Here is a 19692-nt window from a genome sequence, read left to right as displayed (position 1 = left end):
AAGCCCTTTGAACGCGGAGATTTCCCCCCATGACCACCCCCAAGGCCCTGTTGATCCTCCACGGCAAGCAAGCCCTCAACGAGGACGTGCGCGCCGCTGTAATGAGCCGGCGTGAGCAGGGCGAGGAGCTGGCCGTGCGGGTCACGTGGGAGGGCGGCGACGCCCAGCGCCTGGTCAAGGAAGCCCTGGCCGATGGCTATACCCACATCATCGCTGGCGGCGGCGACGGCACCTTGCGCGACGTGGCCGAAGCCATGGCCCTGGCCAGGACCGACGCCAGCCTGGTGCTGATGCCGCTGGGCACCGCCAATGACTTTGCCAAGGCCGCCGGCGTGCCGCTGGAGCCTGCGCAGGCCCTGGCGCTGCTGGATGTACCGGCCAGGGCGATCGACCTCGGCCAGGTCGGTGGGCAAATGTTCTTGAACATGGCCACCGGCGGTTTTGGCAGCCAGGTCACCGCGAACACCTCCGAAGACCTGAAAAAAATCCTCGGTGGCGCCGCCTACCTGTTCACCGGCCTGTCGCGCTTCAGCGAATTGAAGGCGGCGTATGGCGAGCTGGAAGGCCCGGGTTTCCATTGGAAGGGCGAACTGCTCGCGCTGGGTATCGGCAATGGGCGCCAGGCGGGCGGCGGGCATGTGTTATGCCCCGAAGCGTTGGCTGATGACGGGTTGCTCGACGTCAGCATCCTGCCGGCGCCCCAGGAAGTGGTCGGCACCTTGCGTGAGCTGATGAACAATGGCTGGGGCCTGGACACCATGTTCGTGCGCGCGCGCCTGCCGTGGGTTCAGATCAAACAGGCCGAGGGGTTGTACATCAATCTCGATGGCGAACCGCTGAAGGGCGACGATTTGCGCTTTTGCGCGCTGCCCAAGGCGTTGCGCGTGCACTTGCCGCTGGGCTCGCCCCTAGTCGTCCAGGCTGATGATCTGCTCGCGCACGGCAAATAACACCAGGCCCGCCACATCGAAAATCTGCAGGCGCTTCATGATCTGTGAGCGGTGCGCCTCCACGGTCTTGATGCTCAGGCCGAGGCCGTGGGCGATTTCGCGGGTGGACTTGCCGCGCACGATCAGGCGCAGGATTTCCAGCTGTCGCGCGGTGAGGTTGTGGTTCTGGGCGACGGAGGAAACCGGGCCCTGGTTGCGCACCAGCGCCTGGTTGATCACCGTATGGGCGATCGCCGGGCTCAGGTAGCGCTCATTGTTGCGCAGGGCCAGCAGGGCGTGCTCCAGTTCGTTGGCGGTGGTGTCCTTGAGCAGGTAGCCATGGGCGCCGGACTCCAGCGCGCGCATGATCAGCTCCGGGTCGGTGTGCATCGACAGGATCAGCACCTTGCTCGCCGGGTAGGCAGCTTTTAACTGTTGCAACGCGTCCAGGCCGCCGGTGTGTTTCATCGACAGGTCCAGCAGCACGATATCGGGCTGCAAGGCGCTGAACGCCTCCAGCACCTGTGCACCGTCGCTGGCCTCGCCGACCACCGCATAGCCGGGTATATCCAGGATCAGCGCGCGTACGCCGGCCCTGATCAGTGCGTGGTCATCCACCAGGAGTAAATTGCAGATCACTCGAGAACCTTAGGGGAACTGGCCCGTTCGAGGGCGCGGGGCGCCCAGGGGAAAAGCGCGTCGATCCGGGTCCCTTTGCCAGGCTGGCTGCTGACGGACAAGGTGCCCCCCAGTTGATCAATCCGCTCGGACATACCCGCCATACCCCGTTGGCCTTCCAGGCCGGGGTTACTGGCGGGCGAGAAACCCTGGCCGTCATCACTGATAAACAGCGATAACCCTTCGGGCAGGCGTTGCAGGCGTACCAGCAGGTTGCGGGCCTGGGCGTGGCGCAGCATGTTGGTCACGGCTTCCTGGGTGATACGAAACGCCGCCACGGCCATTTCTTCCGGAATGCCGGTCAGGCGTTGATGGCATTCCAGGCTCCAGTGCACCTGAGTGTTTTCCAGGGTCTTGAGCAAGTGTGCCCGCAGGCTGGCTTCCAGGCCCAGGCTGGTCAACTGGCGCGGGTTGAGAATCGCGGAGACGTCGCGCACCTTGGCCAGGGTTTCATTCAGGGTGTTGCACAGCACCGCGCATTGGCCTTGCAGGTCGTCCGGCAGGCGACGCTTGAGCCATTCGCTTTGCAGCTTGGCAGCCGTGAGCAATTGGCCGATATCGTCATGCAGGTCGCGGCTGAGGCGGTGGCGCTCGTTTTCCTGCACTTGCAGCAGGCGTTCGGCCAGTTCCTGAGGCTGGAACTTGATGGATTTGCGCGAACTCCATTGACGCAACCCCACCAACGCCAGCGTGGCCAGGTTGAACAGCAGCACCGCCAGCGGCAGGGTGTCGGCGCGAATATAGGCCCACAGGCTGAGCAGCGACGAGCACAGGCACAGGGCAAGGATCAGGCGCCGTGCATGGCTGCGGGACACGGACCTTGCGATGAGTGACTTGAGGCTGGCGTACATAACGGATGGAGCCAATGAGGGTTCGCTGCGATAAGACCGGTCACGGCGGCTGACGGGGCTCTGTTTGGAATGCGTGGCCGAATCGTTTTTGTACATGATGAAGTTGAGTGACTTCGAGCGGGGGCATAGTACCACCACTCTTACCGTTGGTCGCCTGGCGCCTGACACCGTTGAGTCATAATTCAGGCAAACGGTCTGGACGGTAAATACTGGGTCTAAACAATGGAGGGTTGTATTGTTTAAGTTGGATCGTATCGTTATTGCGGTTAGTGGCTAATTGATATCTTTTCGCCTGCAGGTCGATCACGGCCGATGAGTTGCGTCTGTCGTTTTTAGCTAACTCACGTATTAAAAGCGACCTGGCTGGACTCAGGAGGTGTGATGCAAACGTTGCTGCGGTTTATAGCTGTAGTCCTTTTGCGGGATTTGCAGTGTCACCGTGGCAATCAATGTCGTTTGTTCACTTTCATCCAGTGTCAGTTCGCCGGTCCTGGTGTCAATCAACTCCAATTGCCATGCCAGTAATGTCAAGCAATCGTGCAAGGCCTTCAGGGCTTGATCGTGCAGTTGCAGCGGGTTTTCCGCATTGGCGATCAGGTATTGGATGTGCCGGGAGAACTCGCTGATCGCCCGCAGGGCCAGGCTGTCGGCCTTCTCGGCCAGTTGGGTCAGGCTGACCGTCATGCAGTCGATGGCATCGCTGTCGTTGCGAATCAGATGCAGGTGGCTCAGGCATTCTTCCGACTTGGTCAGCAGCGTTTCGGCCTCAAGCAGGAACTCGGGAAGTGTGGTTTGCCATTCGTTTGCGCTATTCATCATGCAAGTCTCCACAACGTAAGGTCGGGTGATGAGATGTCGCACCAAGTGAATGGCGTAAAACTATCGCTGAAAGATGACTGAAATCTGTAGGTCGCTTCTGAGATTTCAGTAGGACCGTTATCTAAATACGGGCGACAGCCGAGTACGCGGCCCGCAGTTGAGTTCATTTGCACAACTTCGGTTGCCGCGACGTGAATGTCTGGAAGGCCAGTAGGCCGTGGACTTGCGATGGCAAACAAAAGCCTGACTCCATTCATGCAATGAGAATGGCGTCACATTAATGGCTATTAGATATCGCGAATATCAGGTTGGGCCTGATTGTGCATAGGGGAATCCCTTACGCAGCGGAACCTCGCGCCGATTTGGATGTCGCGCGATGTCGCTGCCTTGCCGAATGGAGAGGCCAGCGCAGTAAAGCATGATGTCAGTGTGACATCAATGGATTTACGTGGCATTTTAACGGGGTCAAGGTCTGGCGTTTGCCGCCGATAACTAGCGTAGGAGCGAGCTTGCTCGTGAAGAACTCAAGATGCCACGTGATCCAGAAGGGGCGCGTATCGTCGGTGCTAATCGCGACCTGCTTCAGTCAACTGCATAACCCTTAGCGCATCAGGAGCTTTTAATGGCCGGCATTCTCGACACGGTAGATCAACGCACGCAACTGGTGGGTGAGAATCGCCTGGAGATCCTCATGTTTCGCTTGGCGGGTCGGCAGTTGTTCGCGATCAACGTGTTCAAGGTGCAGGAAGTGTTGCAACTGCCCAAGCTGACCCTGATGCCCCAGCGCCATCCTTTTGTGTGCGGGGTGGTCAACCTGCGCGGCCAGACCCTGCCCGTTATCGACCTGTCCCAGGCCATCGGCATGCGCCCGCTGGTGCCGGGCCCGAACAGCACCATCATCGTCACCGAGTACAACCGCTCGGTGCAGGCGTTCCTGGTGGGCGGCGTCGACCGCATCGTCAACATGAACTGGGAAGCCATCCTGCCACCGCCGACCAGCGCCGGTCGCCAGCATTACCTCACGGCCATCAGCAAGGTGGATGACCAGTTGGTGGAAATCATCGACGTGGAAAAAGTCCTGGCCGAGATCGTGCCGTACAACGCCAAGGTCTCCCGCGAGAAACTCGATGATCCGGTACTGGAACGCGCCCGTGGCCGTGAAGTGCTGCTGGTGGACGACTCCAATGTGGCCCTGTCGCAACTGCGCGACACCCTCGGCCAACTGGGGGTGAAAATGCACATCGCCAGCGACGGGCTCAAGGCCCTGAACATGCTCAAGGGCTGGGCCGACAGCGGCCAGGTGATGACCGACAAGCTGCTGATGATCTTCACCGACGCCGAAATGCCTGAGATGGATGGCTACCGCCTCACTACCGAAATTCGCAACGACCCACGCCTGCGGAGCCTGTATGTGGTCCTGCACACTTCACTGTCAGGCAGCTTCAACGAGTCGATGGTGAAGAAGGTCGGCTGCGACAACTTCCTCTCCAAATTCCAGCCGGACAAACTGGTGGACGTCGTGCGCGAACGCTTGATGCTGGACGAAGTGTCCGCCTGACCTTAGGGTGACGTCTTTGCCCCTCAGGAACGCAGGCCCATGCTTCGTCTCAGCGCGCTGTACCGTTACCCCTTGAAGTCCGGCAAGGCCGAACCCCTTCAGCATATCGGCCTGGATAAACTCGGGCTGGCTGGGGATCGACGCTGGATGCTGGTGGACGAAGCCAGTGGGCGGTTCCTCACCCAGCGGGCCGTGGCGAAGATGAGCCAGCTGTCGGCGCTTTGGAACAGCGCAGGTGGCCTCAGCCTGAGCGCGCCCGGCCACACGCCGCTGGAAATCGCGCTGCCCGGCCGTGATGCCGAGTTGCGCGGCGTGACCATCTGGCGTGACACCCTGCGCGTACCGGATGCCGGCGATCAGGCCGCCGCCTGGGTCAGTGACTTTATCGGCAAGCCGACCCGGCTGGTGCACATCCCGCTGGAGCGCGCCCGTTACACCGAGGCGGGGTATGGCCAGGAGGGTGACCAAGTGGCCTTTGCCGATGGCTACCCGCTGTTATTGATCGGCCAGGCCTCCCTGGACGACCTGTCCGCGCGGGTGGGGCGGCCCATGGAAATGTTGCGTTTTCGTCCCAACCTGGTGATCGAAGGCGGCGATGCCTTCGCCGAGGACGGCTGGAAACGCCTGCGCATCGGTGACGTGGAGTTTCGCGTGGTCAAGCCTTGCTCGCGTTGCATTCTCACCACCATTGACCCCAGGACCGGCGAGCGCAGTGCCGACCGCGAACCCTTCGTCACGCTGGAGGCCTATCGCAAGACGGAGAACGGCGCGATGTTCGGCCAGAACCTGGTCAACGATGGCGTCGGTCGCCTGGAAGTCGGCATGCCGGTGACTATCCTCGAATAGATCGCCCGCCCATAAAAAATCTATGGTCCCCCCATTTTTGCAATACTGATTAACGGGCGATGTGGTTGGCTTGCTTAAATCTATCCGGCGTCTGTTTGGGGCTTGCCCCAGCGCCACGATGAGAGTCGCGCCTGACGATCCTTAAAAGCCCGTCGGCTTCTGAAGCCGATTTTTATGTCAGGATCTTCGCCAGGCCGGTAGGCCGTTCACGTCATCCGTTGTTCAGCTATCGCAAAACCTGAAGGGTGAATTGTGGTACTGCAACAACCGCAGGGTCAGGCGTTCAAGGCGTCTGGCCCTGCTTCATATTGCGCATGGTGAGCCGCTATCGCCCAAGCGATACGCGCCAGTTTGTTGGCCAGGGCACAGGCCACCACATTCGAGTGTCGTCGGCGCAGCAGCGCTCGCACCCAGTCGGCCAAAGCCCCCTTCTGATGATCCAGCCTCTGCATGTAAACCCTGGAGCATTGCACCAGCAGTTGCCGCAGGTGCTTGTCACCCCGCTTGCTGATCCCCAACAAATTGGCTTTGCCGCCCGTGCTGTACTGTCGCGGCACCAAGCCCACTGAAGCCGCAAAATCGCGACTGCATCGGTATTGCTTGCCATCGCCCATTTCTACAGCCAGAAGGCTGGCGGTGATCGGACCGACACACGGCATGCTAAGCAAACGGCTCCCCAGATCATCGTCGGCCAGCTGGCAAGCCAGTTGTTTGTCCAGTTCCTTGATCTGTTCATCCAGGTAAACGAAGTGATCGTGCAGGCGTTGCAACAGCACTGTCAGCCGCACAGGCAGCTCATGCTCGGCCAAAACAGCTGCCAAACGCTTCATGATGGCTGAGCCTTTGGGCAGGCTGATGCCAAATTCCAGCAGGAAACCGTGCATCTGATTGGCTGTCTTGGTGCGGTCATGCACCAACGACTCGCGCATGCGATGCAGGACAGACAGGGTTTGCTGAGACTCGGTTTTAGGCGTAACGAAGCGCATGGACGGACGGGAAGCCGCCTCGCAAATGGCCTCTGCGTCGATAAAGTCATTTTTGTTGCCCTTGACGAAAGGGCGGACAAACTGCGGTGAAATCAACTTGGTCGTATGCCCCATCGCCGCAAGCTGACGGGCGATGAAGTGAGAGCCGGCACAGGCTTCCGTTACCACGACGCAGCTCGGTAAGTTGCCGAAGAACCGCATCATCTGCGCTCGCGAGAGCTTTTTGCGAAACACCTCGCGGCCCGATTTGTCTTGGCCCAGAAGGTGGAAATTATGTTTGCCGAGATCGATCCCGATCAGTGCTGACTCGCTCATGATGATGGCCTCCAAAAACAAAACACCCTGCGAAAGCGTAGCCCTCGCAGGGTGTGGGGGTGACCATCTCATTAGCCCGTCTCCTGCGAGACGGGCATTTTTTTACGCGGCAGGAGCGCTTAGCCGCGGTATTCGCACAGGTAAGCGGTGTCCACGGCGACTTTCAGCTGGAACTTGCTGTTGGCCGGTACGTTGAACTGGCTGCCGGCGGCGAAGGTTTCCCAGTCGCTGCTGTCGGGCAGCTTGACGGTCAGGGCGCCGGACACCACGTGCATGATTTCACGCTGGGCGGTGCCGAATTCGTATTCACCCGGGGCCATGACACCAATGGTCGCCGGACCTTCTGCGGTGCCGAAAGCGATCGACTTGACGGTGCCGTCGAAGTACTCGTTGACTTTAAACATGGGCGAATCCTCGGAAAAGGGTCTGGAAAGGTCGGCCAGTATGCCCAAGGGCAGGGGAGCTGCCTAGACCGGCAAAATCAGCGGCAGCAGGCGGGCGGTGTTGCGCGCATCTTCCAGCGCCCGGTGTTGCTGGCCATGGAACTGCATCCCCGCCAATTGCAGGGCACCATTGAGCCCCAGGGGTTTGTCCAGGCGCCGCGCCTTGGCGAAGCGTTGCTTGAGGTTGACGTGGGGCGTGTGGGCGAGGGCGCTGCTCAGGCCATGACGCTGCCATTCCAGTTCCAATTGCTGGCGATCGTAGTCACCCCAACTGGCCCAGCCCTCCAGGCGGGGTTGATGCTGGCCCAGCCAGCGCTCGAACAGCGGCCACACCTCGGTGATGGGCGCGGCGCCGTCGATGTTCGCCTGGGTGATATGGGTCAGCTTGCGGCAGAACGGCGTCAGCAAGGGGCGCCGCAGCGGCCGCACAAAGCGCTGGAAATGGTCCAGTTCGCGGCCCTGTCGGTTGACCAGGCTCGCACCGATCTCGATGACTTCCATCTCCGTCACGGGCCAGCCGCCGTCATCCGTTGTGGCCTCAAGGTCAATAATCAGCCAATGATGCATGGTGCAGGTTCCCGTACTCTTCCCTTCCTGATGGGGATAGAGCGTAGCCCGGTCGCGTAGTTCCGCGCTGTTTTTGATTGAGGCCGGGCTTATTCGATCTCCAGCAGCACCTGGCGATTGCGCACCTGGTCTCCGGCGATCACCTGCACGTCCTTGATCACGCCATCCATGCCGGCTTTCAGCGGGTGCTCCATTTTCATCGCTTCGAGCACCAGCAACAGCTGGCCTTTGCTGACGCAGTCACCGGCCTGGACACGCACATCGACGATCGCACCGTCCATCGGCGCCTTGAGCGTGCCGCTGTTGGCCTGGGCCTGGCGGCTCGCGACCTGCTGCGTGCGGTCAACCACGCTGACACCCGGCAACCAGGCATGGGCGCCGTCAAGGTGGTAGGCGAGGCGGCGGCGAATGCCGTTGATCACCAGGGTGGCCCAGCGGCCGTCGGTGCGAAGGTCCTGGATGTCGACGCCATCGATGTGCAGCCGGTGATCGGCCAGCACACTTAGGGTGACGTGGTGAACGGCATCGTTGACGCTCAGTTGGTAGGTACAGGGGACAGTGGCGTTGTTGCGCCAGCCTGCCAGGTCCCGGCGATGCTCGGCGGCGCTGCGTTGGTAGAACAGTGCGGCAGCCAGGGCGATCTGTTCTGCACTGGCGGTCACGGGCGGGATAGGGCTGAAGTGCTTGGCGATAAACCCGGTGCTGACGTCGCCCTGGATAAAGTCCGGATGCCCGAGCAGGTCGGCCAGTAGCCGCTGATTGCTCGCAACCCCGAGCAGCACCGTGTCTTGCACCGCCCGCAGCAGTTTGCGCCGTGCCTCTTCACGGGTAGCGCCATGGGCGATGAGCTTGCCGAGCATCGGGTCGTAGAACGGGCTGATCTTTTCGCCTGTGCACAACCCATGATCGATCCGGATGCCGGGGGCCGGCTCCCAACGCAGCACCTCGCCGGTCTGCGGCAAAAAGCCCTGGGCCGGGTCCTCGGCATACAGGCGTACTTCCATGGCGTGGCCGCTGAGGGTCACTTGTGATTGCAGCAGCGGCAGCGGCAGGCCGGCGGCGACTTGCAGTTGCCAGTCCACCAGGTCGAGCCCGGTGATCAGTTCGGTAACCGGGTGTTCCACTTGCAGGCGCGTGTTCATTTCCAGGAAGTAGAACCGGCCGTTGCGGTCGAGCAGGAACTCCACGGTACCGGCGCCCACGTAATTCACTGCGCGCCCGGCCTTGAGCGCCGCTTCGCCCATGGCCTGGCGCAGTTCGGGCGTCATCACCGGGCACGGCGCTTCTTCAATGATTTTCTGATGGCGGCGCTGGATCGAGCAGTCGCGTTCGCCGAGGTAGACCAGGTTGCCGTGGCTGTCGCCGAACAGTTGGATCTCGACGTGGCGCGGGTCGATCAGCGCCTGCTCGAGGATCAACTCGTCGCTGCCAAAGGCATTGCGGGCTTCCGAACGTGCGGTGTGGAGGTTGTCCAGCAAGGACGCGGGATCGTGCACCAGGCGCATGCCGCGCCCCCCACCGCCGGCGCTGGCCTTGATCATCAGGGGGTAGCCGATGCGCTGGGCTTGCGCCTGCAAGGTGGCGTCGTCCTGGGCGCTGCCTTGGTAGCCGGCGATACAGGGCACGCCAGCCTCCAGCATGGCGAGTTTGGACAGGCGCTTGCTGCCCATCAGTTCGATGGCCTCGACGCTGGGGCCGATGAAGATCAGGCCGGCGTCTCGGCACGCGCGGGCGAAGTCGGGGTTTTCCGAGAGGAAGCCGTAGCCGGGGTGGATGGCGTCGGCGCCGGTCTTTTCGGCGGCCGCGAGGATGGCCGGGATATTGAGGTAGGACTGTTGTACCGGGGCGGGGCCGATGTACACCGCTTCGTCGGCCATCTGCACGTGCAGGGCCTGGGCGTCGGCGTCGCTGTAGACGGCGACGGTGCGGTAGCCCATTGCCTGGGCCGTGCGTTGGATGCGGCAGGCGATTTCGCCGCGGTTGGCGATCAGGATCTTGGTGAGCTGGGGCATTGGATTATCCCTTGGGTTATGCGGTGTCTGTTCCGGCCTCATCGGGGGCAAGTCGAATCGTCGCACCGCCAATCCACAGGCGGCGCGGAAAAAAATGTGGGAGGGGCGGTGCGACGATTCGACTTGCCCCCGATGACGTCACTTGCACCACCGAGGCTTTCTCTTCTGCACAAACGCCTGCGTCCCCTCGATCCCTTCTTCACTGGTCACCGCCTCGGCAAACCACTGCGCCGCCTGGTCCAGCAGCGGCCCCAACGGCTGTTCCACACTGGCCAGCAACAGCGCCTTGGTGCGCGCGTTGGCGCCTGGCGCGCAGCGCAGCACTTGCCCCAATACCTCATCCAAACGCTCCGCCAACGCCTGCGGATCGCGCTCGGTGAAGTGCACCAGCCCCAGCCGTTCAGCTTCCAGTCCATCAAAGCGTGCGGCAGTGAGTGCCAGTCGCCGCGCCTGGGTCAGGCCGATACGCTTGACCACGAACGGCGCAATCTGTGCCGGCAGCAACCCCAGGCTGGTCTCCGGCAAACCGAACTGCGCCTGGTGATCGGCAATCGCGATGTCACTCACGCAGGCCAACCCGAACCCACCGCCCAGCACTGCGCCTTGCAGCACCACGATGACCACTGGCGACACGGCTTCCACGTCTTGCAGCAAAGCGCCAAAGGCCCGGTTCAGTGCCTGCAATTGATCGCCTGCGCTGACCAGATCCTTCACATCGGCACCGGCGCAAAAGTGTCCGCCTGCGCCACTGATCACCACCGCGCGCACCTGGCTGTCCAACCCCGCCAGCACCGCGCGCAGTTCATTGACCATTTCCAGGCTCATTGCATTGCGGCTTTCCGGCCGGTTGAGGGTGATATGCAGCACCCCGTTATGCGGTTCGAGCAGCAGGGTGTTCATGGTTTTTTCCCCGGCAGGGTGCCCATCAGTTTGCAGATAATGCCGAGCATGATCTCGTCGGCACCGCCGCCAATCGATACCAGGCGCACATCGCGATAGGCGCGGGCCACCGGGTTGTCCCACATAAAGCCCATGCCACCCCAATATTGCAGGCAGCTGTCGCTGACTTCACGGCCCAGGCGCCCGGCCTTGAGCTTGGCCATGGAGGCCAGGCGCGTGACGTCCTGGCCTTTGATGTATTGCTCGGTGGCCTGGTAGACCAGTGCGCGCAGGCATTCGATTTCGGTGGCAAGTTCAGCCAGGCGAAAGTGAATCACCTGGTTGTCGATCAGCGCCTTGCCGAACGTCTGGCGCTCTTTGCAGTAGTCGATGGTGCTGTCGATGCAGTACTCCAGGCCCTTGATCATATTGGCCGCGCCAAACAGGCGTTCTTCCTGGAATTGCAGCATCTGCATCATAAAGCCGGCCCCCTCATGGCCGATGCGATAACGCTGCGGCACGCGCACGCCATCGAAAAATACCTGGGCGGTCTCGGAGCTGTGCATACCGAGTTTTTCCAAGGGCGGGCTGACGCTGATGCCCGGGGTGTTCATCGGCACCATGATCAGCGACTTGTTGATATGCGGCTTGTCGTCGGAGGTGTTGGCCAGCAGGCAGATAAAGTCGGCGCTGGGGGAATTGGTGATCCACATCTTGCTGCCGTTGATCACGTAGTCGCCGCCGTCCTTACGCGCATGGGTCTTCAGCCCGGCCACATCGGAGCCCGCACCGGTTTCCGAGACGCCGATGCAGCCCACTTTTTCGCCGCTGATGGCCGGGCGCAGGAATTCGTCGCGCAATTCGTCGGAACCGAAGCGGGCGAGGGCGGGGGTGCACATGTCGGTCTGCACGCCGATGGACATGGGGATGCCACCGCAGCGTATGGTGCCGAACTCTTCGGCGGCGACGATCGAGTAGCTGTAGTCCAGGCCCATTCCGCCGAATTGCTCGGGCTTGGAAATGCCCAGCAGGCCGAGGTCGCCGGCCTTGCGGAAGACGTCGTGGATGGGAAAGCGGCCGGCTTTTTCCCATTCGTCGACGTAGGGGTTGATCTCGCGGTCGACGAAGGCGCGGACGGTGCGGCGCAGTTCCTGATGTTCCTGGGTGAAGATCATTGTGCTTATTCTCCGGTTAGAAACGCGCCACGCCAAAGCTGTTCGGCTGCAACTCCCGCACTTCGGCTTCATCACAGATATCCAGCAGAAACCCCAGCAGCGTGCGGCTATCCCGTGGGTCGATCAGCCCGTCATCCCACAGGTTCGCGCTGCCATACAGCGCGGTGGATTGACTCTCGAGCTTCTGTGCAGTGACTTGCTCCAGCATATCCAGCACCTTGGGGTCCGGCACCAGGCCGTTCTTCAGTTGTTTGGCCTCGGTGACAATCCGCAGCACCTTGCCGGCTTGCGCGCCGCCCATCACGGCGGTGCGGCTGTTGGGCCAGGCGAAGATAAAGCGTGGGTCGAGGCCGCGTCCGCACATCGCATAGTTGCCGGCGCCGTAAGAGCCGCCGACCACGAGGGTGAGTTTAGCGACGCGTGCATTGGCCACGGCCTGGATCATCTTGGCGCCGTGCTTGATCACGCCTTGTTGCTCCGACTCGGTGCCGACCATAAAACCGGTGGTGTTGTGCAGGAACAGCAGCGGCGTACGGCTCTGGTCGCACAGCTGGATAAACTGCGCGGCCTTGCTGGCGCCCTTGGGGGTGATCGGGCCGTTGTTGCCGATGACGCCGACGGCCCGCCCCTGGATGTGCAGGTGACCGCAGACGGTGTGGGGGTCGAACTCGCCCTTGAACTCCAGGAAGTTCGAACCGTCGCCCAGGCGTGCGAGGATTTCGCGCACGTCATAGGGTTTTTTCGGGTCGTCGGGGATCAGTCCCAGCAAGTCGTCGGCCGGGTACAGCGGCTCCTGATAAGCCCGCTTGGGCGCAGGCGGCAGGCGATCATTCCAAGGCAGCAGGCTGACAATCTCGCGCACGATGCGTATGCCGTCGGCGTCGTTTTCAGCCAGGTATTCGGCGGTGCCTGCGGTTTGCGCGTGCATTTGGGCACCGCCCAGTTCCTCGTCGCTGGCGACTTCGCCGGTCGCTGCCTTGAGCAGCGGCGGCCCAGCCAGGAATAGCTTGGCCTTACCGCGCACCACCACCACGTAATCCGACAGCCCCGGCTGGTAGGCGCCGCCCGCCGTGGCCGAGCCGTGTACCACGGTGATCTGGGGCAGGCCCATGGCGGACATGCGCGCCTGGTTGGCGAAGCTGCGTGCGCCTTCGACGAAAATCTCTGCTGCGTAGTTGAGGTTGGCACCGCCGCTTTCAGCGAGGGTCACCACCGGCAGCTTGTTCTCCATGGCGATCTGTTGCAGGCGCAGGGATTTTTTCAAACCGGTAGGCGAAATGGTGCCGCCCTTGATCGCACTGTTGTTGGCCACCACCAGCACGCGCACACCGCTGACGTAGCCGATACCGGCGATCAAACCGCCACCGGCCGCGCTGCCGTCCTTGTCGTCGTGGAGCTTGTAGCCGGCGAGGCTGGCCAGTTCCAGGAACGGCGCGCCGGGGTCCAGCAGCCGGTTGAGGCGCTCGCGGGGCAGCAGTTGGCCGCGTTGGTCGAACTTGGGCTTGGCCTCCTGGGCCTTGCTGAGCAGGGCATCTTCCAACTGGCGCCACTGCGCGATGGTGGCGAGCAGGGCTTCGCGGTTCTGTGCGAACTGCGGGCTGTGGGCATCGATCGAGCTTTCAATCACGGGCATGGTTTATTGCTCCGCCTTGAGCACGTCTGGCAGGTACGCGCGGTGGAAACCATTGAACGGCGCGCTCGGTGGGTGCGCCTTGTGCAGCGGCCAGGCGCGGTTGCCCAGGCTGGCGGCGCCGTCGATGCGCAGGGTGCTGCCGCTGATGAAGGCCGCGGCGGGGCTGAGCAGGAACACAATGGCCGCACTGACTTCCGACTCGGTGCCGATGCGCTTGAGCGGCACGTGTTCGCGCAGGGTCGGGATCACGGCCTTGAACGCGCCTTCGTAGGTGTCCATGCCGCTGGAGGCAATCCAGCCCGGCGCTACCGCGTTGACCCGCACCCCGGCGTAACCCCATTCGAACGCTGCGGTCTTGGTGAAGTTGTCCATGCCCGCACGCGCCGCACCCGAATGGCCCATGCCGGGCATGCCGCCCCACATGTCCGCGAGCATGTTGACGATGGCGCCGCCGTGTTTGCTCATCGACTGGTTGAACACCTCGCGCGCCATCAGGAAGCCGCCGACCAGGTTGGTGCGCAGTACGGTTTCGAAGCCTTTTTGATTGATCGACGCGAGCGGCGACGGGTACTGGCCGCCGGCGTTGTTGACCAGCCCATGGATCGGGCCGTGGTCATTGAGGACCTGCGTGACCAGCGCTTTCACCGCCTCTTCATCGCGAATATCGCAGGCCAGCCCGTGGGCGCTGCCACCGTCTTCGGCAATTTCCGCCGCGACCTTTTGCAGTTTTTCCGGCTTGCGCCCGACCAGGATCACCTGGGCACCGAGGGCTGCCAGTTCATGGGCGGTGCAGCGGCCAATGCCGCTGCCGCCGCCGGTGACAATCACGGTGTGACCCTGGAACAGGTTGGCTTTGAAGATCGAGTCGAAGGCCACGGCGACATTCCTTTTATTGGCATTGATCGGCGATGTGTTGCGGCACGGCGATGGGGATTTCCAGCAGTTGCTGGGCAAAGGCCTTGCCTTGCGGGTCAATGCGCAGGCTGGCGATACCGCCGCCGCCCAGGGCATTTTCCAGCAGGAAGTTGAGGCTGTGGCTGCCCGGCAGGTACCAGCGTTCGACACGGCCGTGGAGCGGGTCGAGCACGTGGCTCATCCAGTCGACGACCACGGCTGGGGTCAGGGTCTCGGCGATCCACGGCAGGTACGCCGGGTCGCGGGCGATCACCCCGATATTGCTGTGGTTGCCCTTGTCGCCAGAGCGCGCCACGGCGAGTTTCACCAGGGGCACGCTGGCGTCGGCACGGCCCTCGGGCATGGGCGGGTCGACGGGGGCGGAGGGCGTGCCCAGCGCATCGAGGGTGGGCAGTTCGCAGGTGTGACGCTGGCCCTGGACGTCGATGAGCAACGCACACGCAGACTTATCGACCAGGAATGAAAACAGTCGAATCAGCGGATACACCGTCGGCCGCCCACCGACGATGCCGGTCAGCCCCGGCGCCATGCCGGTGGCCGCCTGGGCGATCTCGCGGGCGAACAGCGCCAGTGCCTGCTTGCTCGGGTGCCGCACCGCGATCTTCACCACCACTTCGCGGCAGTCATGGCGCTGGGCGTGGGCGCCGTAGGTGGCTTCACTGCCGAGCAATTCGATATTCACCTCGGTGTAGGGCGCCCAGCCTTGTTGGCTGAACAGTTCCGAGGTCTTGTGGATGATCGCTTGGCTGACTCGCTCGGCCTTGGCCACCGCGTCGATCCCGGCGATCAGGCAACTGGCGGTGCAGCGAAAACCATCGGGGTAGGTGGCGCTGACTTTGTATTGAGCGGTGGGCGGCAAGCCCTTGGCGCCATGCAGGCGCACGCTGTGCTTGCCTTGCTGGTGCAATTTGACCTGGCTGAAATCGCAGATCACGTCAGGCAATAGGTAAGCGCGGGGGTCGCCGATTTCGTAGAGCAGTTGTTCGGCCACGCTCAGTTCGCTGATCAGCCCGCCGCTGCCTTCGACTTTATTGACGGTGAACTGGCCGTCGGCGCTGACTTCAACAATGGGGAAACCGATGTGTTCGTAGTCCGGCACGTCGCGCCAGTCGGTGAAGTTGCCGCCGGTGCACTGGGCGCCGCATTCGATGATATGCCCGGCCAGGGCGGCCTGGGCGAGGCGGTCGTAATCCTGCCAGGACCAGTTGAATTCATGCACCAATGCCGCACTGACCACCGCGCTGTCGACCACCCGGCCGGTGATGACGATATCGGCGCCCAGCTTCAGCGCCTGGGCAATGCCCGGTGCGCCCAGATAGGCGTTGGCAGACACGCACAGGGGCGGCAGGGGCGCGCCGTTGAACATGTCAGTGATGCCTTGCAGGTGCGGGAGTTGGGCGTGCAGGTCATCGCCCAGCAGCACCGCGATTTTCAGTGGCACGTGGGCCTTGTCACAGGCCGCTTGCAGGGCGGCGGCGCAGGCGTGCGGGTTGATCCCGCCGGCATTGCTGATCACGCGGATGCCCTGGCGCTGGATATCGCCCAGCAACGGCGCGAGGACCTCGACAAAGTCCGTGGCGTAGCCGGCCTGGGGATCTTTCATCCGGGCGCTGGCCAGGATCGACATCGTGACTTCCGCGAGGTAGTCGAACACCAGGTAATCCAGCTTGCCGCCGTGCACCAACTGGGCAGCGGCAGTGCAGGTGTCGCCCCAGAAGGCACTGGCGCAGCCGATACGAACCGTCTTGCTCATGAGAAATCCTTCCTCGAATGGCTGGCTTCGATCCTACCAAGCAAGCGCTTGGTTTGTAAACTTCGGATACAAGTTTTAGCCAAGCGCTTGCTTGGGTGGCGGCCACGGCCTAAATTGCCGCCCAAGACGTCAAAGAAGTAGAGGAGAGCAGCATGGATGAGCACAAAGCCCTGCGGGTGATGCGCACCATGGTCGACGGCGGCCAATTGACCGACCCCGACAGTGCCCGGGGCAAGTTGCTGCAAACCGCGGCTCACCTGTTTCGCAACAAGGGCTTCGAACGCACCACCGTGCGCGACCTGGCCAGCGCCGTGGGCATTCAGTCCGGCAGCATCTTTCATCACTTCAAGAGCAAGGATGAGATCCTGCGCGCGGTGATGGAGGAAACCATCCACTACAACACCGCGTTGATGCGGGCGTCGCTGGAAGAGGCGACGAACGTGCGCGAGCGTGTGTTGGCGCTGATTCGCTGCGAATTGCAGTCGATCATGGGCGGCAGCGGCGAGGCGATGGCGGTGCTGGTATACGAATGGCGCTCGCTGTCGGCCGAAGGCCAGGCCCAGGTGCTGGCCCTGCGTGATGTGTATGAGCAACTCTGGTTGCAGGTGCTGGGCGAGGCCAAGGCCGCCGGCTATATCAAGGGCGATGTGTTTATTGCCCGGCGCTTTCTCACGGGGGCCTTGTCCTGGACCACCACCTGGTTCCGTGCCGAGGGCAGCCTGACCCTTGAACAATTGGCCGAAGAGGCTTTGTTGATGGTGTTGAAGGCCGATTAAGACGCAAGCTGTTAATTTGGCGGTGGAAAAGTTGTCTCGCCAGACAAAAACGCCTAGCTTATCGCCATCAGAATAGTGAACGGTGTGTGCCTCGATGTTTTCGCCATGGCGGCTGGCTGCAGGACTTTCTTTATGGGCACTGGGCACCGCAGGGTGGATGCCAGCTTCGGCCGCGCAATTGGTGAGGATTGGCGCCGCGCATTTCCCGCCCTACACCGTACGCCCTGAGCAGGGCGCAGACACCGGTTTGCTGCCGCAACTGGTGGAAGCGCTGAACGCCGCGCAGGCGGACTACCAATTTGTGCTGGTCCCCACCTCCATCCCCCGGCGTTTCCGGGATTTCGAGCAAGGCCGGGTGGACATGGCGATCTTCGAAAACCCGGACTGGGGCTGGCAGAAGATTCCCCACACCAGTGTCGACATGGGGCTTGAAGATGCCGAAGTGTTCGTCGCCCAGCATGAACCCGACCGCGATCAAAGCTATTTCAACGACCTGACCGGCAAGCGCCTGGCGGTGTTCAGCGGTTATCACTACGCCTTCGCCAACTTCAACGCCGACCCCAGGTACATGGCCGAGCACTTCAACGCGACGCTGACCTACTCCCATGACAGCAACCTGCTGATGGTCGCCCGTGGCCGTGCCGATATCGCGCTGGTCACGCGCTCATACCTGAGTGACTTCATGGTGCGCAATGCCGAGATGGCGGGCCAGTTGATGGTGTCGGAGCGCATTGATCAGGTGTACCACCATTACGCCTTGCTGCGACCCAAGGCGCCGATCAGCGGGCCGGCGTTTGCCGAACTGCTCAAACGTTTACGCGATAACGGCGAGATGTTGAAGATTTTCGAGCCGTATCGCATTGATGTGATGGCCGTGCCCTGACCTTGGCCAGGGTGGGGGTGGCCTCAGTCAGACCCGCCGCGCAAACGTATCGCTATGGTTGCCCGACACTTTGCGGCAATGCACCAGCGCATCACGGATCATGAAGTTCACCAGGGTTGGCGACACACCCAGTTCCTTGGCGATGTCCTTTTGCGGCACGCCGTGCAGGCGGTACATCTCGAATGCATAGCGGGTGCGCTGGGGCAGCTCCGTCAGGGCGTCGGCGATGTTTTCCAGGGTGTTGAAATTGATGTGGGTGGTTTCCGGTGATGCGCCATGAATCACCACATTCAAGCCTTCCTCTTCCGTGCCCGAGTACTTGAGCTCCAGGGCTTGCTTGCGGTAGTGATCGATCGCCAGGTTGCGCACGATCTGGAACAGGTAACTCAACTGGGCCTTGAACGATGAGGTGATCGTCGGTGCCGATTGCAGCCGGAAGTAGGCGTCCTGCACCACATCTTCGGCCCGGGAGCGGCACCCGGTAATTCGTGCTGCGATCTTTACCAGGATCAGCCGATTGTCGACGAATGCCTGGAGCAGCGGTGAGTCGCACCTGCCTGTGGATACTTGTTCCGTCATGGAAATCACCTTGTCGCTAAAGAGGTTAGGGGAGGGCGTCCTTGCTGAGGCCTCCTACACATCGGGCAACAAATTATGCTTAATGATAATGATTGTCAAATGAGAAGGCGAACTAATCTTATGCCTTTGCGGAAGGTGTGAGCCACGTCTCGCTCGCCCCCGGCGACTAATTATTTGCCGGTGTCGTCCGTTCTTCTGGGTGACAGGTCCGTTAGTAAAACGGCCAAGGATCAGCACCCGCAGGAGGGCGAGATGGGTTTCTATCGTGCATACAGCGTGATTCAGTGTGGGGGCCACCGGCGATGAGTGCGCCGACTCGACTGCGCCTGTTTTGCCTGCCTTATTCAGGGGCCAGCGCCATGGTCTACGTGCGCTGGCGCCGCGCCCTGCCGGAGTGGTTGCAAGTGTGCCCGCTGGAGTTGCCCGGGCGTGGCATGCGCATGGACGAGCCGTTGCAGCGCGATATCAAGGTATTGGCCGCGCAGTTGGCGGATGAAATCAGTCGCGACCTGGACGGCCCCTACGCGTTGTTCGGTCACAGCCTGGGTGGCCTGCTGGCCTTCGAGCTGGCGCACGCGCTGAACGCACGCCATATACCTGCGCCGCTGGCGTTGTTCGCCTCCGGCACCGCCGGGCCCGCGCGCCGTGATGTCAGTGAATACGCCATTGAAAAGACCGATGAGCAACTGATTGCCCGCCTGCGCGAACTGCAAGGCACCGCCGAAGAAGCCCTGGCCAATCCCGAGTTGATGAAATTGATGCTGCCGATCCTGCGCGCCGATTTCCTGCTGTGCGGCAGTTTCACCTATGGCCAGCGCACGCCGCTGGACATGCCGATCCACGTGTTCGGCGGCAAGCAGGACAGTGTGCGCGCCGACCAATTGCTCGATTGGCAGGCCGACGCCGCCAGTGGCTTTTCCCTGGATATGTTCGACGGCCACCACTTCTTTCTCGTGCAGCACGAAAGCGCCGTGCTGCGCTGCCTGCGGCGTTATGCCGACGAGCACCTGGCCCGCTGGCGCAATGGCACGGCGCGGCAACTGGCCGCCGGCTGAACGCCCCCTCCCATTCCCGAATTTCCCGTAAGCCGATTTC

19 protein-coding genes are annotated in these 19692 nt (G+C 62.1%); 6 read left to right on the top strand and 13 right to left on the bottom strand.

The window, feature by feature from the left end; all coding sequences use genetic code 11:
• Window positions 1-29: 29 nt before the first annotated feature.
• The gene (gene yegS / locus QU606_RS26340) at window positions 30-950 is read left to right on the top strand and encodes a lipid kinase YegS (protein ID WP_024076683.1); all 921 of its coding nucleotides are present in this window, start codon (window positions 30-32) and stop codon (window positions 948-950) included.
• On the opposite strand, the gene QU606_RS26335 is transcribed toward yegS, so the two are convergent.
• The 3 genes from QU606_RS26335 to QU606_RS26325 all read right to left on the bottom strand — a co-directional run bounded on the left by QU606_RS26335 (window position 909) and on the right by QU606_RS26325 (window position 3277).
• Entirely contained in the window at window positions 909-1568 is a 660-nt protein-coding gene (locus QU606_RS26335) for a response regulator transcription factor (protein ID WP_024076682.1), read from the bottom strand. The two genes, yegS and QU606_RS26335, sit on opposite strands and share 42 nt — an antisense overlap.
• Window positions 1565-2458: a sensor histidine kinase gene (locus tag QU606_RS26330; RefSeq protein ID WP_024076681.1), complete on the bottom strand. Its 894-nt coding sequence runs from the start codon at window positions 2456-2458 to the stop codon at window positions 1565-1567. The genes QU606_RS26335 and QU606_RS26330 overlap by 4 nt, the downstream gene beginning before the upstream one ends.
• 369 nt (window positions 2459-2827) lie before the next feature.
• The gene (locus tag QU606_RS26325) at window positions 2828-3277 is read right to left on the bottom strand and encodes a hypothetical protein (RefSeq protein ID WP_024076680.1); all 450 of its coding nucleotides are present in this window, start codon (window positions 3275-3277) and stop codon (window positions 2828-2830) included.
• Between the two features lie 622 nt (window positions 3278-3899).
• On the opposite strand from QU606_RS26325, the gene QU606_RS26320 reads away from it, so the two are divergent.
• On the top strand, window positions 3900-4835 hold the full coding sequence (locus QU606_RS26320) for a chemotaxis protein CheV (protein ID WP_024076679.1): 936 nt from the start codon (window positions 3900-3902) through the stop codon (window positions 4833-4835).
• A gap of 39 nt (window positions 4836-4874) precedes the next feature.
• Window positions 4875-5681, top strand: coding sequence for an MOSC domain-containing protein (locus QU606_RS26315; protein ID WP_024076678.1), 807 nt, complete (start codon window positions 4875-4877; stop codon window positions 5679-5681).
• 275 nt (window positions 5682-5956) lie between these two features.
• Here QU606_RS26315 and QU606_RS26310 read toward each other — a convergent pair whose 3' ends face one another.
• The 9 genes from QU606_RS26310 to QU606_RS26270 all read right to left on the bottom strand — a co-directional run bounded on the left by QU606_RS26310 (window position 5957) and on the right by QU606_RS26270 (window position 16359).
• On the bottom strand, window positions 5957-6982 hold the full coding sequence (locus tag QU606_RS26310; RefSeq protein ID WP_024074122.1) for an IS110 family transposase: 1026 nt from the start codon (window positions 6980-6982) through the stop codon (window positions 5957-5959).
• A gap of 119 nt (window positions 6983-7101) precedes the next feature.
• The gene (locus tag QU606_RS26305) at window positions 7102-7386 is read right to left on the bottom strand and encodes a pyrimidine/purine nucleoside phosphorylase (RefSeq protein WP_003226701.1); all 285 of its coding nucleotides are present in this window, start codon (window positions 7384-7386) and stop codon (window positions 7102-7104) included.
• Between the two features lie 63 nt (window positions 7387-7449).
• Window positions 7450-7992 carry an exonuclease domain-containing protein gene (locus QU606_RS26300; RefSeq protein WP_024076677.1) on the bottom strand — a complete coding sequence of 181 codons (543 nt, stop codon included), beginning with the start codon at window positions 7990-7992 and terminating at the stop codon, window positions 7450-7452.
• An 89-nt stretch (window positions 7993-8081) separates the two neighbouring features.
• On the bottom strand, window positions 8082-10004 hold the full coding sequence (locus tag QU606_RS26295; protein WP_304997802.1) for an acetyl/propionyl/methylcrotonyl-CoA carboxylase subunit alpha: 1923 nt from the start codon (window positions 10002-10004) through the stop codon (window positions 8082-8084).
• 138 nt (window positions 10005-10142) lie between these two features.
• Window positions 10143-10904 carry an enoyl-CoA hydratase/isomerase family protein gene (locus QU606_RS26290; protein ID WP_168232010.1) on the bottom strand — a complete coding sequence of 254 codons (762 nt, stop codon included), beginning with the start codon at window positions 10902-10904 and terminating at the stop codon, window positions 10143-10145.
• Window positions 10901-12058, bottom strand: coding sequence for a citronellyl-CoA dehydrogenase (gene atuD / locus QU606_RS26285; protein WP_304997801.1), 1158 nt, complete (start codon window positions 12056-12058; stop codon window positions 10901-10903). The genes QU606_RS26290 and atuD overlap by 4 nt, the downstream gene beginning before the upstream one ends.
• A 16-nt stretch (window positions 12059-12074) precedes the next feature.
• On the bottom strand, window positions 12075-13691 hold the full coding sequence (gene atuC / locus QU606_RS26280) for a geranyl-CoA carboxylase subunit beta (protein ID WP_102624826.1): 1617 nt from the start codon (window positions 13689-13691) through the stop codon (window positions 12075-12077).
• Between the two features lie 3 nt (window positions 13692-13694).
• Window positions 13695-14567 (bottom strand): SDR family oxidoreductase, encoded by an 873-nt coding sequence (locus QU606_RS26275; RefSeq protein WP_024076672.1) that lies wholly within the window; start codon window positions 14565-14567, stop codon window positions 13695-13697.
• Window positions 14568-14580: 13 nt separating this feature from the next.
• Entirely contained in the window at window positions 14581-16359 is a 1779-nt protein-coding gene (locus QU606_RS26270) for an acyclic terpene utilization AtuA family protein (RefSeq protein WP_304997800.1), read from the bottom strand.
• A gap of 152 nt (window positions 16360-16511) precedes the next feature.
• On the opposite strand from QU606_RS26270, the gene QU606_RS26265 reads away from it, so the two are divergent.
• Both QU606_RS26265 and QU606_RS26260 read left to right on the top strand, forming a co-directional pair.
• Window positions 16512-17135, top strand: coding sequence for a TetR/AcrR family transcriptional regulator (locus QU606_RS26265; RefSeq protein WP_024076670.1), 624 nt, complete (start codon window positions 16512-16514; stop codon window positions 17133-17135).
• A 94-nt stretch (window positions 17136-17229) separates the two neighbouring features.
• Window positions 17230-18018 carry an ABC transporter substrate-binding protein gene (locus tag QU606_RS26260; RefSeq protein ID WP_024076669.1) on the top strand — a complete coding sequence of 263 codons (789 nt, stop codon included), beginning with the start codon at window positions 17230-17232 and terminating at the stop codon, window positions 18016-18018.
• Window positions 18019-18045: 27 nt separating this feature from the next.
• Here the strand turns inward: QU606_RS26260 and QU606_RS26255 are convergent, their stop codons facing one another.
• Window positions 18046-18597 carry an RNA polymerase factor sigma-70 gene (locus QU606_RS26255; RefSeq protein ID WP_024076668.1) on the bottom strand — a complete coding sequence of 184 codons (552 nt, stop codon included), beginning with the start codon at window positions 18595-18597 and terminating at the stop codon, window positions 18046-18048.
• Window positions 18598-18899: 302 nt separating this feature from the next.
• Between QU606_RS26255 and QU606_RS26250 the strand changes: the two genes are divergently transcribed.
• Entirely contained in the window at window positions 18900-19652 is a 753-nt protein-coding gene (locus tag QU606_RS26250) for a thioesterase II family protein (protein WP_304997799.1), read from the top strand.
• The last annotated feature ends 40 nt before the right edge of the window (window positions 19653-19692 follow it).

Origin of the sequence: Pseudomonas sp. OVF7, from assembly GCF_030644265.1 — a bacterium.
GTDB classification, from domain to species: domain Bacteria; phylum Pseudomonadota; class Gammaproteobacteria; order Pseudomonadales; family Pseudomonadaceae; genus Aquipseudomonas; species Aquipseudomonas gorinensis.
This window is presented reverse-complemented; position numbering and strand designations above follow the sequence as displayed.

Excerpts from the sequence above, each read along its gene's own strand:
- yegS (WP_024076683.1), top strand. The coding sequence starts at position 30 with ATGACCACCCCCAAGGCCCTGTTGATCCTCCACGGCAAGCAAGCCCTC.
- QU606_RS26330 (WP_024076681.1), bottom strand. The coding sequence starts at position 2,458 with ATGTACGCCAGCCTCAAGTCACTCATCGCAAGGTCCGTGTCCCGCAGC.
- QU606_RS26325 (WP_024076680.1), bottom strand. The coding sequence starts at position 3,277 with ATGATGAATAGCGCAAACGAATGGCAAACCACACTTCCCGAGTTCCTG.
- QU606_RS26320 (WP_024076679.1), top strand. The coding sequence starts at position 3,900 with ATGGCCGGCATTCTCGACACGGTAGATCAACGCACGCAACTGGTGGGT.
- QU606_RS26315 (WP_024076678.1), top strand. The coding sequence starts at position 4,875 with ATGCTTCGTCTCAGCGCGCTGTACCGTTACCCCTTGAAGTCCGGCAAG.
- QU606_RS26310 (WP_024074122.1), bottom strand. The coding sequence starts at position 6,982 with ATGAGCGAGTCAGCACTGATCGGGATCGATCTCGGCAAACATAATTTC.
- QU606_RS26305 (WP_003226701.1), bottom strand. The coding sequence starts at position 7,386 with ATGTTTAAAGTCAACGAGTACTTCGACGGCACCGTCAAGTCGATCGCT.
- QU606_RS26300 (WP_024076677.1), bottom strand. The coding sequence starts at position 7,992 with ATGCATCATTGGCTGATTATTGACCTTGAGGCCACAACGGATGACGGC.
- QU606_RS26295 (WP_304997802.1), bottom strand. The coding sequence starts at position 10,004 with ATGCCCCAGCTCACCAAGATCCTGATCGCCAACCGCGGCGAAATCGCC.
- QU606_RS26290 (WP_168232010.1), bottom strand. The coding sequence starts at position 10,904 with ATGAACACCCTGCTGCTCGAACCGCATAACGGGGTGCTGCATATCACC.
- atuD (WP_304997801.1), bottom strand. The coding sequence starts at position 12,058 with ATGATCTTCACCCAGGAACATCAGGAACTGCGCCGCACCGTCCGCGCC.
- atuC (WP_102624826.1), bottom strand. The coding sequence starts at position 13,691 with ATGCCCGTGATTGAAAGCTCGATCGATGCCCACAGCCCGCAGTTCGCA.
- QU606_RS26270 (WP_304997800.1), bottom strand. The coding sequence starts at position 16,359 with ATGAGCAAGACGGTTCGTATCGGCTGCGCCAGTGCCTTCTGGGGCGAC.
- QU606_RS26265 (WP_024076670.1), top strand. The coding sequence starts at position 16,512 with ATGGATGAGCACAAAGCCCTGCGGGTGATGCGCACCATGGTCGACGGC.
- QU606_RS26260 (WP_024076669.1), top strand. The coding sequence starts at position 17,230 with ATGTTTTCGCCATGGCGGCTGGCTGCAGGACTTTCTTTATGGGCACTG.
- QU606_RS26255 (WP_024076668.1), bottom strand. The coding sequence starts at position 18,597 with ATGACGGAACAAGTATCCACAGGCAGGTGCGACTCACCGCTGCTCCAG.
- QU606_RS26250 (WP_304997799.1), top strand. The coding sequence starts at position 18,900 with ATGAGTGCGCCGACTCGACTGCGCCTGTTTTGCCTGCCTTATTCAGGG.